Source organism: Desulfosporosinus sp. HMP52, from assembly GCF_000765145.1.
Classification (GTDB): Bacteria; Bacillota; Desulfitobacteriia; order Desulfitobacteriales; family Desulfitobacteriaceae; genus Desulfosporosinus.
This window is the reverse complement of sequence record NZ_JMGA01000024.1, coordinates 140795-154874: the sequence shown is the minus strand read 5'-3', so window position 1 is coordinate 154874 and position 14080 is coordinate 140795. Positions and strand designations below refer to the sequence as shown.

Genomic DNA, 14080 nt, shown 5'->3' with positions numbered 1-14080 from the left:
TAAGCAACAGTTTTTCACCCTCTTTTGTGGAATCTGTACGTACGGATATTTGCAAAATAAACGTTTTGTAAGGTGAGTATTGCCAAGAAAAAAATATTTATTCATCGAGTGAATAAATATCATCAAGTGCGGTTACATTAGGAAGTTGATCATATTGATTACATTGTACTAGTACTAGTACAATGTAATCAATGCAATGAAGGGGAGTTCCGACATGTGGCATACGATTCATTTACAAATATATTGTTATAGCTCCCCTATAACGACCATAGATTGATGGTTAACAATGTCCAGGAACTGACGGGTAAAAAGGCCAAAGTATAATTGTCGGTCCAGTCTGTCTGTCCAACACTCACCAGAGCGACTTGAACGGCTTTTTATGCGCCTGATGGTGTGTACAGTTTCTCTTGTTGTAGGGTCTGTTACCCTTTGCGGCAAGTCGGGCGTCAGTGTCTGAAGATGGTCGCGAAATGGCCAAAATAGCCCAACACGACCCATTTTGCACTAAAAACTCAAAATCAATGGACAAATAGCCCGTCACAAATTCATGTACAACCGCATGAATGTCACGCTTGGTGCTTATGTCATCAAATTATGGACAATTTACACCGTCTAGATTTTGACGAAATAGCGTATCAGTAACAATATATAATCAGATGTATAGAAAAGTTATCCATAATTTAGTATGCTTAGAATGGCTTTTCACTGTCGAAACCGGTAGAAGATTTTACGTGTGCGATGAATTTAAAAAACACCAGTGTAGGAAGAATAAGTTCTCCTACACTGGTGTTTTTTAATTGCCATGGTTAACCTAGCAACAAAACAAATACATGGTAATAGGCAATTATAATATGTTACATCTCACTAATATGAATAAGCTCTTTTGTCATTTCACGAAGTTTTGATCGCAGCATTATTTTATTTTTTGGAGAGTCGGATTGTAGAAGCCTTTCTATTTCTTTAATTCCAATTTCAAGATCTCTTATCCTCTTTTCTCTAGGGGAAAGCACTATTTGAGGTATGAATTCAGGTATTGATTCGGATATGGTCTCTTCTGTTTCCTCGGTTACAGCAGGATACAAATTTTTGCTCTTAGTTGAGTTGATCTGTTCTGGTATCATTCGTTTTGCTTCCCATATTTGTAGTTTAGTAAGGTCCCAAGGAAAGTTCAGAGCATTATTAATACATTCGATATATTGAACGAGCGTAGGCTTGCTAGTATAGTATATTTGGCTAACGCTACCTCTTAATTTATGTCTTAAATGAATTTCTGCAATTCTATTCACTATATCGGGTGGTAATTTTGATGGTGTTTTCTTAATCCAATCATTGATAGAGCGTCTGAAATCGTGACTACTCACGTTTCCGCTAATTTTTGTTTCCAATTGATTCTTTGTTCTTTGGAACATATCGAATGCTATTGATTTCCCACGATACTTTGCTCTATTTAGCCATATGGCATATTTTTCTCCCTCTTCATTGTGGTCTGGGACTTCGTCGAATAGCAGATCATATTCAAGAACGGCCTTGGTCCGCATAAGATATGTCTGAGGCTTGTGGAATTTCATGAAATCCGTTTCGAGATACATATTAATTAGTTCTCTAAGCTTTGGCACGACTGCAATATTGTATGGCTTATATGAGGGAGAATAGCCTCCTTTGGATTTGTAGGCTGGAAGCACTAGCGTTCCGAACCCATTTCCGACGTCTCTTAGAAGACCTCTTTCGTCTAATTCGAAGTCACCAATTTGTATCTGAACCGCCTCACTTAACCTCAATGCCAAAAAACCAACGAGGCAAAAGTAAATGACAAACTTTAGTCTGGTTTTTTCCCTGCAAGTTCGTAAAGCAGTAGTAATTATTGAAATAAAGTCTTTTCGAGTAATGAAATTCCCATCCCCTGCAATGAAAGTTGAAGTTGCAGGTTTAGGCATCCTCTTATATAACTCAACTAATTGAACTCTACTACTCTGTTCTATAGAGTAATTTTCTAGCAAATATGGTATGAATTGCTTTAATATCTTTGACTCGTTTTTGAGGACATTAACATTGAGGCAATCAGTTAGATTTAATGAAAAGACTGAAAATTCACTGATATCAGTTGCGGAGTAGCCCCTAGCTCTAATTATTTTGTGTATAAAGCCCTCAAGAGACTTTTGGCTATTTAATGCGTTACTCGTTTTCCATTTCGAATCAGATATTTTTCGATTTTCGAAGAAAATCGGGATGCCTTCGATTTTATAATTCTTGAAATCAGCTATTATTTCTAGAGTATCATTATTTATCAATTTGATATTCGCACTTACTCCTTGAAAAAATCTAACTAAATATACAATAAAAATTCTCATCTTTTTGTATTTACCTGGGGTGTAGCTTGCCTTAATAAACTTCAGATAATCATTTAGTACAACTACTAAATGATTGTGATTATCAGCATTAATTATAATGTTTTGTTCGACCATCCAAATGTATAGATTAATAACAGCACTGAATTGAAAACTGCGGTTTGTTATCGTTAAAAACCAGCCCTTGAATTTATCTCTGTTGTCGGGTATCTCATCAGGCAATTCATTAAGAAGTTCCTTGCTCTTTGGGTCTGTAGCGCGCAGTTTGCTAGCTTTTAAGAAGATGTCGAACAGATAACTAAACGCTCTCATATCTATAACGTTACAACTTTCTAATAGAATTTGCACATGTGAAAGTTTAAGAAATAGGGACATAGGGTATTTGCTGTCTTTAAACAAAAAATAAAAGGTTCCTTTAAAGTGAGAAGATTGAAATACTGCGGAAGAGCCCTCGTTTTTGACCACGCCTGTAACCCACGCTAGTACGTGCATGGGGTCAATCTCTCGTGAGTCGAGAGGATATCCGTAAATGCGAGCAAATTCAACATATTCAGAAACTCTTCTTTTTGAAGCTGCTTTTGTACAACGCTTATCAGAAATCAACATTTTCATCACCTGCTTTAACCCAATGAATTCTCTCACAGCAATCCAATTCGAGATATTACAACATCACAATGAGTTTTGATTACATTTAAATGTCTTAAGTGTTTATTCCATGATGTAGAAAGTAATATTTAAACAGTAATTTTACCAGATAAAAAATTATCTATACATCGAGTGTATAGATATAGTGAAGGGGGGGGAAGTTATAAAGTTGATTGCATTGTTTATATTGTACTAGTAATAGTACAATATAAACAAATTATATTAGTGTAAGTAAGAAACAGATGGGCAATCAGATATTTGACTTTAAACACCTCTAATATCAATGGTTCGATAGTAGTTCACGTTGAATTTTTAATCTTACTTCCATATGACTGATAAGATTAATTGGATAAATTTAAATAACAGTTTAGATACAGACTTATTCATTTAAATTATTGGAGCCTAGATACTAGAAAGAGGGGAGTGTAGCGAACTACACTCCCCTCTTTCACTTTACCTTACTGCCCCACACCTCATCATACCATACCTACCCTGCCTTACCTCACCAAACTTTGCCCAACCATACTCCATATTTATCAACCCTCCCACAAAAGCTCACGCCAATGGGGTGGAATGATACCATCTCTAAGTGCATTTGCAACCATCCCTCGGTGCCTGGGGTCCATTCGAGTAACATGACACCTCCGGCATAGAGTTCTAAGTTCGCAAAGACGGTTGCCAGCCAACTTACCAGATCGAACATGATCTATATGACAATTATATAACTCTAATTTCTTGCCACAATGAATGCATTTTTCATTGTCGCGTAGCCAGACTTTTTTCCGGATATTCACCCAAACTTCTCTACATGGCCGATGACGTGGCATCACTAACTTCCTCCTTACCTAACAAATCAAATCCTTCTACAGAATACCGACCAAAGCCAATGTTTCTGCCATCCCCTAAACCAACGAATTGCCCTGAATGAATTGCTATTGAGTGCATTTCGTCTCGACTTATTAGAGTTTTATCCCATATTATTATAAATGTCGACTGCCATCCCGCAGATAATGCTAGGCGATAACGGATATTGCGTGCTTTAGTGACTGGTTGTTTAACTCCTCGTACATCAAGATAAACGTCTGCATCTACACGATTAATAAGTTCACTTATATTTTCTGGAACAAAGCTGTTAAACAAAATGCGTTCATCGTAAACCTCTAGACATGCTGCCAGTCTTGCAGCATGACCACCGCGAGAACCGAAAGCAATTTTAGCACCTCCACGGAAATTAGCCAAAATATATTCAGAAGGAACGTATACTTGGCGATCAGATGTCATTAGTACTGTGCGTTTCCATTCCTCAGGGTCATGTCCAGCTACACCAGTTCTCTCCCTGCGTTCCAGTGGAATGGCATCGGGACCAAAATGGTGAATTAGCATGGGGCGCGTTCCCCGGATAATCACAGTAGCACGGATAAGATTTGACATGGATTTACCCCCATAAACGTATTTTTTGATTTTCTGAAATCATTTATCAACGTTAAAGATTGGAAATTGTTGACTATAAGTCACATGTAATATTAATAACCATTATATTTTTTTTTAAACATGCCTATCTTACATAATTGTTTGCTAAGTTTAAATGGATATAACCTAGGTCTCAAAGATATTTAGACAAAACCATATACTTCGTATCCACCCAATCATGAATCCGAATCCCATACGCTAAGACCAATATTTTGAGGCAAGACCTGAAAGTAATAAAATATAAATTTATATAAAAAAGTATTTGATGGAGTATTAAGAAGACGTTACAGTTAATCTTAACAAGAAAATCTCTGGTGAGGGAAATAAACCAGCCAGTAACACCTCTTAAAGTTAAGGGGGTTACTGGCTTTTTATTTCTATAGAAAAGTCGAAAGGGTGATAATCATGGGTGGAATTGCGATCATGGACGCAGTAGAAGAGTTTGCTGAAAACGACGCCAAAGTCAAGTACACTGAGGTACCTTTTTCTCTACAAATTGGGCCTGACCACTCACTCTACACACAAATGAAAGGAGAGAATAATTTAGCTGATCGTTCTCAATGGCGTAATCGACCTTGTATTAAAAGAATCATAGCGTGGATGGGTTAATTGTTGATTTTAAGACTGACAGGGTAGTACAGGATGATGATGATTTGGCTATTCTGACTGAGTATTACGCCCCACAGGTTAAAATGTATTGTCAGGTATGGAAGGAGCTATCTTAACAGGAATGTAATATTGGGGAAATATACTTTGTTGAGAAGCAACAGCTTAAGCAGGTCCTTCTTAATAATATTTAAGAGCAATCAAACGAACAGAAATTCTCATACCAACGCGTTTTGTTTTTGATAATGAGTTAAAGGTTTAGGGTGGAGGCAGCACTTTAGCCTCTACTGCAGCAATAATACCATAGATATCAGTGGTATTTTACGATTTCAAAAGTACATCAAATTCGGAGTTTTTAAAGCTTAGACCTTTCATTCCCGAAACAGTAAAACTAACTTAATCTGAATAAGTTAAGGTGTTATTACCGAAAGAACTGGGAATTCTCACGTAGTGGGGCAAAAGCCAGTGCAAGTACTAAAACTTGACTCTATGAGATAGTCGAAGACAAAAAAAGAATCTCGAACTAATTAGAGACTCTTGCCTGTTGATCCTTAATTGCTTTCGAAATTCGACTGTGCACTTAAAAGATTTTAGCATCAAAGAAATCTTTTAAGTGAATTCTGAGTCCTTTGGAAATTTTCTCAAGATTGATAATGGAAATATTTCTTCTCCCATTTTCAACACTGTTGATATATGTTCGATCAAGCTCAGAAATATATGCTAATTGCTCTTGCGTGATATTGCGTATTATTCTTAACTCTTTAATTCTTTGCCCTACTGCAATTTTAATATCCATCATCATCACTCCATAAGATTATGCCTTAGTTTATACGGAATGATGACTATATATCAACGGACTATGGGTCACGTTGGTACCAAATGGATACACTAATGGGAACTGTGATAGTAGCGCAAAGCAAAATGCTTCTTTGTGATGTTTTTTAGGTTGAACCTTATGAAAAATTACAACAGCATGTTTTTGTGAAGGTTGATTATTTGATGAATATGCTCAGGGAAGCCCCGGTAAAAGACTGGAACTGCAAAGCTGGATTAGTTAATTTATTAAAAATACCGTCAGGCTTTGAGGTGAGTAAGAAACTGCATCACCATAACGAAAAATTGAGCTAACACAGCTTAGTTGTCTCAAGCCAATACAACTGGACAAAGCAGAAAAAAGTATCGGCACATTGGGAGGCGTTATTTTATTGAATTGAATAAGGATGAGGAAGGCTGCTTGTATGTTGTCGTTCACTCAAGGCAGCCGCCACTTAGGACTTAATGACTTGTTATTGATAATAATATTGGTGAAGCAAGATAATATTTACCCCGCTGAAATTATGCTATTAGTTAAGGAAGGCGTTCCAAAGGGTAAACCGCGAATCTGATTCTCCTAAGCTCCTTTAAAACATAATTAGTAGTTATAAGATATAAATGAAATGAGAAAAACTCCATAATTAGTTAGAATGAATCAGGACTAGGTAAACGCTACAAAATAAAGGAGCCCTCAATACCCGTAATTCTTTTTAAGGGTATTAAGGGTTCCTTTATTGTCATAAATATTTTTCCAGCTGTTTAAATTTCGTTGTATAGATAACAACATATATGTTGTTATAAATCTAATAGTTTATACAATTCATAAAAGCTTTATTCATGATATTTTCTAAAATTCCCTTGAAAATGTATTAAATCCATAAATACTGTTAATGCTTTTGGGTGAGCTCATAATAATGGACAAATAAACTGATTATGGAGGCTGTTTATGCAAGCAGTTATAAATCAATTAAGGGAAATCGTTATGAAAAATCCGTTAAGCGAAAAGGTTCTCATTTCTCCGAGTTTTTCCTCTGGGCGACAATTGCTTGAAAGTGCAACGCGTCAAGGCTTGACTATCCTTAACTTAAAAACTGAAACCTTGAGGAATTTAGCAAAGCAAGTTTGCCAAAAATCACTTTTAAACAGCGGACGCTCAATTGTTCCTAATATCTTAGCAACGGAATTTACAATTCAGGTTCTCGAAAGACTTCGTCAGGCAGGCCAGTTGACATATTTTAATAGTTTAGAAATAACACCTAGCGTAAGTAGCATCATAACTCGTTCGATCATAGATCTCAAAATGACTGGAATTGATGTTAATGATATCACTACAGGAATATTTGTTAATTCATGTAAGTGCGAAGATATAAAAACGATATGGGCTGAGTATGACAAAGAGTTGCAAATCCGAAAGTACATAGATCAAGCCGATTTATTTCAGCTTGCAGCCAGGGAGGTAAACCCGTCACAATGCATCTACATCGTTCCGTCGAATTTAAAAATGCGCCCGTTGGAACGTAACTTTTTAGAAGCTCTAACGAAAAACAATTTCCAAGTGATCAATTTTAGTAGACCAAAAGGGATTATACCTCTACAAACATCTCTAGAAAACGAAATATCACCGCTAAGTATCGAGCTTAATGAACCCTATAGCAATTTACTTTACCTTAATGACCTAACAAATGCGCCGGTAACTGAACTTCCAATACAAATGTTCCATGCATACGGGGAATCCAATGAAATACGTGAAGTGTTGCGCAAATTGAAATTAGAAAAAATACCATTTGACCAGACAGCTATTTTTTATACTGCGCAAGATCCTTATAACCATCTGTTATTTGACCTATCTCAAGGACTTGCTCAACTCAATATGACCTTTGGCCAGGGAATAGATATTTGTGCCACAAATCCTGGCAGGTTATATTTCGGGTTATTGTCTTGGGCTGAGAGAGGGTTTAAAGTTTCCGACATTGTTCCACTCGTCAGAAACGGAGTGTTTAAGATTCCGGGCGAAAAGTCCCCTCCAAAATCAACCATCACTCACTACTTAAGAACTACAGGAATTGGCTGGGGAAAAGAGCGTTACCTAGAGACCATAGACAATGAAATAACCAATATCAAGAACCAAACTAAGGCTGATGTAGCTTTAGAGGATGACAATGATTCGTATAAAGCAAGATTGGAGAACTTTCTATGGTTAAAGAATTTTTTTGCTCAGCTTTTTACCTCTTTGCCAGACCCAGATTCTGAAGGGCGTATACCCTATGCCCAACTAGCAGCATGGTTAAGTACTTTAGTAGATCAATTCAGCTCAGTTGTTAGCCAAGCAGACCATGACGCAAAAAAGGTCATTTGTAGAAATCTAAAACTCATTGAAGATTCGGTAACTATCCATCTTAAACGAGATGATATATTCGCAAGACTTAAATTTTTAATTAGCGGAATAAGGGTGAGTGCATCGGGCCCAAAGCCAGGACATCTACATGTCGATCACTACAACTCCGGATTATGGATATTACGTCAGAATGTATTTATCGTTGGCCTTGATGCTAACCGCTTCCCTAGGACAATGAGAGAAGACCCAATTTTACTGGATATAGAACGTGAAAACATTGGTCACGGTCTTCCTTTGCTGAGTAATAGGCCAAAAGAAAAAGTATACGACTTGGTACAGTTTTTATCGTCTGTTCAAGGGACCCTTGCGGTCAGTTATTCTGCCTTTGATACCTTGGAAAACCGTGCTGTTTTTCCGAGTTCTATTCTTTTGCAAATGTATAGATTGAAAGCTCATGATGAAACGCTGGATTACAGCGATCTTATTGAAACGCTTGGTAATAGGAAAGGCTTCACACCGTCAGATATCGACGAGTCATTAGATGATCAGGAATGGTGGCTTAGTGTTTTATCAATGGGAAACAAAAAGCCAGATCTTGATACTTTTAAAACCTTATACCCAACGGTCCTTGATGGATTAAACGCTGAATCAAATCGCCTTCAAGTAGAAGAACTTACCCCGTTTGACGGAAAGATCAATCTTGACCCATCAATAGTGGACCCTACGGTTAGCGAAGATTTAGTAATGTCCTGCAGTCAACTTGAAACGCTTGGGAAATGCCCGTTTGCGTACTTCTTAAGATATGTGTTAAAAATTCAGCCCATCGAAGAATTAGTCTTTGACCAAGGCGTATGGTTGAATGCAAAGACAAAAGGGGATCTATATCATGGCATTTTTGAGCGGTTCTATAAGAAACTTGCCAATAAAGGTGAATCTCTTAACGCTGCGAGACATGCACAATTCCTTTATGAAATTGCCGATGAGTTAATAAGTCAGAAAAAAGTGAGTGTGCCACCTCCGAGTGAGTTAGTCTACGATTATGAACGCAAATCAATTCTTGATTCCTGCCGTATTTTTTTGAAGTCTGAAGAAATTGAGTCATGTGATGATGCCCCTAAATATTTTGAGTTAACTTTTGGAATGCATCCAGGAGAAACTAACAACAACGAGAACTTTGAAGCGGTTACGATTGAGTTGCCGAACGATAAACGTTTTTTCCTCAGAGGGAAAATTGATCGGGTCGATGAATCCGCAAAGGGGTTAAAGATCTGGGATTATAAAACGGGCAGCACCTTTGGTTATAGTGATAAAGAGTATTTCAAGGGTGGCAGACAACTCCAACATGGGTTATATGCGTTGGCCGTAGAACGTCTCTTTTCTGAGAAAGAACTTCATGCCAATTCAAAGGTAATTCTTAGCGGTTACATTTTTCCGACTCAAAAAGGTGAAGGGAAAAGGGTAGTCCGACTACAAGTCCGTCGGGACAGTTTATATGAGATTCTCAACCATCTGTTTACGTTATTATCCGAAGGGACGTTTGTTATGACTGACGATGAGAACGACTGCCATTATTGCGACTATCGCGATGCATGTAACCGCCATAGCCGAAGCCAAAAAGGCTTAGATAAGATGATGATCGATATATTTAGGGGGTTAAGAAATTATGCCTAAATTGGCTAATCCGCCGGATTATGAGGAAAGACTTAGACTTCAACAAGAACTATTCGTGAATTTTCTGGTTGACGCAGGCGCTGGCTCAGGAAAGACCTCTAGCCTTGTTCGTCGTATGGTAAACCTAGTGAAAAGTGGGGGTGTTACCACTCAACAAATTGCTGCGATTACTTTTACTCGCAAAGCCACATATGAACTTAGAGAAAGGTTTCAAATAACTCTCGAAAAGGCCTATCGCGAGGAAAAAAATCCTAATATTAAAGAAAAGCTCCAACTGGCACTGGTTAATTTAGACCAGTGTTTCCTGGGAACTATTCATTCCTTTTGTGCGTCTCTTTTGAGGGAACGACCGATTGAGGCAGGGTTAGATCCAGAATTTGAGGAACTCGATCCTCTTGAAGAAATCCTTCTTCAAGAAGAGGCCTGGGAAAGTTATTTAATGGACGTTAAATTGAATTCTTCTGGGTTGCTGGAGAGATTAGATGATATCGGCGTACCTACCACTGAATTAAAAGAGGCTTTTATAACTCTTTCCCAATATTCCGACGTAACGATGGTTTGTACAGAGGTGTCTAAACCAGATTTACAGCCCGCCATGGAAACTTTAAAAAACTTAGTTGAGCGAGCCATAAAGTCTATTCCCAACGAAGAACCTGAAAAAGGTTGGGACCATCTTCAAAAAGCCATCCTCAAGGCAAATCGCTTTTTCAAGTTCTTTAACATGAATAAAGACTTTACTGTTGTCAATTTACTAAAGGCATTTGATAAAGAATTTAGTGTTACTCAAAACCGCTGGATTAGTAAGGATGAAGCAAAGCAGTGTAGAGACGACTTTAACGAGTTCACGGTTAATATTTTAAGCCCAGCGATGCAGACATGGAGAGAATATTGTCATTACATATTAATAGAGTTTATGATTCCTGCAGTTCAGTTTTACGAACAGGTCAGATTTAAACAATCAAAACTCAATTTCCAAGACCTGTTGTTAATAACGCGCAACATGCTACGTGAACACCCTGAGGTTAGGGCTTACTTCCATGATAAGTATCCTAGGTTATTGGTGGATGAGTTTCAAGACACCGACCCGGTTCAGGCAGAGATTTTGTTCTACTTAACAGGTCAGGACATTAATCAAAAAGATTGGCACAAATTGATTCCTCATCCCGGTTCTCTCTTTGTGGTTGGTGATGCCAAACAATCAATTTACCGTTTTCGTAGAGCAGATATAGATACCTATAACCTTGTAAAAAAACTTATTATTCAGAGCGGGGGAGAGGTTGTTCAACTCACGACTAATTTCCGATCGGTCGAAGCACTGGGCCAATGGATCAACCCCATCTTTCAAACAATCTTTCCGGAACAAGAATCATCCTACCAAGCGGAATTTAGTCCGCTTCGAACCCTAAGACCAGATGGTAAAGGGTCTGTTTATGGCGTTAAAGTTTTAAATATCCCCGCAGAGTTCACGAAAAAGGACGAGATTCTAAATGCTGATGCAGAAATGATTGCCCAGTTTATTCGTTGGTCGCTCGATGGAAACTTAAAACTTACACATCCAAGTGATCAAACGAATAAAGAGGAAATTCGTCAAGCACAACCTGAGGACTTTATGATTTTACTGCGATTTAAAGATGGAATGGATCTTTATGCACGTGCCCTCGAAAAATTCAAAATTCCGTTTAGTATGACTGGAGGTAGTTCTTTAGGAGACTCTCTAGAACTAGCAGAGCTGTATAAACTTCTTCGATTATTGTCTGACCCGGACGATCAACTACTAATGGTAGGTGTACTAAGGGGATTGTTCTTTGGCATAAGTGACGATGACCTTTTTCAGATCAAGCAGGCCGGCGGTTACTTTAGAATTTATAGTAATGTACCAGAAGGATTACACGAAGATTTAGAAACACGCTACGGAAAGGCATTAGACAAGCTCAAAAAATACCTGCAATGGGCCGAAAAAATGATGCCTTCAGTTGCCATCGAAAAGATTTTAGCAGACCTCGGCATGATCCCTTATGTTTTAGGGTTCGCGAAAAGCGAAAGCGGAGCTTCGTATTTCTATCAGGTATTAGAGTTTTTGAGAAAAGCTGAAAGAAATGGTAAAACACGCTTCGATCAGATTGTTACAGAGTTTAGTACGATCATGAGTAGCTCGATTGAAGAAGAACTGAGTCTTACGACAAAGGAAGAAAATGTTGTTCGTCTCATGAATGTACATAAAGCCAAAGGACTTGAGGCATCTGTGGTTTTTCTTGCTCAGCCGTTTAAAGAAGTCTCTCAGAAGGCTGATATTCATATTCGCCGTCACGGAACCGAACCAGAGGGATACTATGTATTCAATCGTAAGCTGGGTTATCACTCTGAGCGCATTGCACAACCTGACGGATGGTGTGTTTATGAAAATGAAGAATTGCGATATCTGCAGGAAGAGGAATATCGATTAGTTTACGTTGCGGGGACTAGAAGTAAAAACTTACTGATTATTAGCCGAAGTCTCAAAGATATGGACTTAAGAAAAAATCCCTGGGCATTGCTGATTCAAGGTTCTTCTGCTGAGAACGAACTTAATGCACCCGAGATTGAGATAGTCAGCGATAATCCTGATGAGATCGGAACCTATGTTAAACCGCAAGAACTTATTGCTGCTCGTGAGCATTTTTCCATGTGGGTGTCTGCTTTGGCAAAACCTAGCTACCAAATAGTATCACCCACAGGCTTAAAAGAACAGGGAATCGATTTAAGTGTTAAACGAGGAGCAGGAGGTGGTAAAGCTTGGGGCAATGTCATTCATCAAGTATTTGAAGAACTTATCAAGGGTAATGATGATATTGATTCTGTGATAACCCTAGCTCTTCAAGAAAATGAGGAATCGCTTGAGCGCAAAGAAGAAGTTTATAGGGTGGTCGAAAAATTTTGCAGGACTGATTTGTGGCAAAGAATTACTCAGGCTGAATCAAAATATACCGAGGTATCATTTTCGTTGCAAATTGACAATGGTCATCCACTAAATGCTTACATTAAAGGAGCGAATGAGAAACCAGTCATTCTGTCTGGTATTATAGACTTGGCCTTTAAGGAAAATGGCCAATGGGTGATTGTTGATTATAAGACGGACCGAGTTAACGAAGAAAGTGATTTGGATCGATTAAGAGAATTTTATGCACCACAGTTGAAGATGTATTGTGAAGTTTGGAATTCTATCATCGGTGAAAGCTGCCAGGAGGGTCAACTATATTTTGTGGAGAAAAATCAACTCAAAAATGCCTTCTCTTAATTTAAGCGTAATGGTTTTACCTTTCAAAAACAGGCGTTAATTTCACTCACTTCAGACTGAGGTAACTCAAAGAATTAATGTGGTGTTTATAATGGCTAGTTAGATATATGGGAAATAAATATTTGTGTCTATTAATTGATCTTAGCACCAGATTTTTAAAGAGCAGCAAAGAGATGAAATTTTCTCTTTTGCTTGAAGCGATGCTTGATAGGTAGAAAGGTATTAAAGAGTATTATATCGAGACATGTGTACCCAAATTCCGTGACAAATGCTCAAATTCTCCGAGATAACCGCGCGCTTTGGGTTTTTGTAGCAACTTAAAAAAGTGAAAAAATACAACAACTTTATCTTTGATTCAGTTCCAAAGATATTCTATAATAAGGTAACAATTAAAATTTTGGCTAGGGAAAGAAACCAGCCAGTAACCGCTTCTCAAAATTACTTTGAGAGGGTTACTGGCTTTTTGCTTTCCTAAAGAAATATTGAAAGGAAGATTGAATAATGGATGGTGTTATTACTACGGAAGTAATGAAACTTCTAGATGACCGCAATTATTCCATAGAAGTATAACAAGAAGTTTATTCTTAATGAAAAATCATCAATAGTTGAGGTTGGTCAGTCTAGTTCGGCCAAAGATTCTCAGGAAAAAGTAGGAAAAATAATTTTTTAGGGAGATGATAAATTGGGAGGCACAGCAAGATACGAAGCGTTAGTAAGATTTGTGAAAAAGCATGGAGAAGAACTTACTAGAAATATGAGGAATTACTTATTGGAAAGGTAGTAGAAGAATTTCAAGGAACCGTTGTTAACTATCACGTTAAAGGTGATGTCAGGTTAAGCAATGGTGAAATCTATGAGACTCATTATAGATGGAGCTCAGAAGAAGAAGATTGCCAAAAAAAAGAATTACCGGATTGCGTA

The 14080-nt window shown here is 37.8% G+C and carries 6 protein-coding genes; 3 read left to right on the top strand and 3 right to left on the bottom strand.

The window, feature by feature from the left end; genetic code table 11:
* Nucleotides 1-854 precede the first annotated feature (854 nt).
* Both DP73_RS11435 and DP73_RS11425 read right to left on the bottom strand, forming a co-directional pair.
* Nucleotides 855-2951 carry a hypothetical protein gene (locus tag DP73_RS11435; RefSeq protein ID WP_034599579.1) on the bottom strand — a complete coding sequence of 699 codons (2097 nt, stop codon included), beginning with the start codon at nt 2949-2951 and terminating at the stop codon, nt 855-857.
* Nucleotides 2952-3794: 843 nt separating this feature from the next.
* Nucleotides 3795-4421, bottom strand: coding sequence for a hypothetical protein (locus DP73_RS11425; RefSeq protein ID WP_034599577.1), 627 nt, complete (start codon nt 4419-4421; stop codon nt 3795-3797).
* A gap of 444 nt (nt 4422-4865) precedes the next feature.
* Here DP73_RS11425 and DP73_RS11420 point away from each other — a divergent pair, with 444 nt between their 5' ends.
* Entirely contained in the window at nt 4866-5069 is a 204-nt protein-coding gene (locus DP73_RS11420) for a hypothetical protein (RefSeq protein ID WP_034599576.1), read from the top strand.
* Between the two features lie 577 nt (nt 5070-5646).
* Here the strand turns inward: DP73_RS11420 and DP73_RS11415 are convergent.
* The gene (locus tag DP73_RS11415; protein WP_052090610.1) at nt 5647-5862 is read right to left on the bottom strand and encodes a helix-turn-helix transcriptional regulator; all 216 of its coding nucleotides are present in this window, start codon (nt 5860-5862) and stop codon (nt 5647-5649) included.
* A 963-nt stretch (nt 5863-6825) separates the two neighbouring features.
* On the opposite strand from DP73_RS11415, the gene DP73_RS11410 reads away from it, so the two are divergent.
* Nucleotides 6826-9885, top strand: a complete 3060-nt coding sequence (locus tag DP73_RS11410; RefSeq protein ID WP_034599574.1) for a PD-(D/E)XK nuclease family protein — start codon at nt 6826-6828, stop codon at nt 9883-9885.
* On the top strand, nt 9878-13159 hold the full coding sequence (locus DP73_RS11405; RefSeq protein ID WP_034599572.1) for a UvrD-helicase domain-containing protein: 3282 nt from the start codon (nt 9878-9880) through the stop codon (nt 13157-13159). The genes DP73_RS11410 and DP73_RS11405 overlap by 8 nt, the downstream gene beginning before the upstream one ends.
* Nucleotides 13160-14080: the final 921 nt, after the last annotated feature.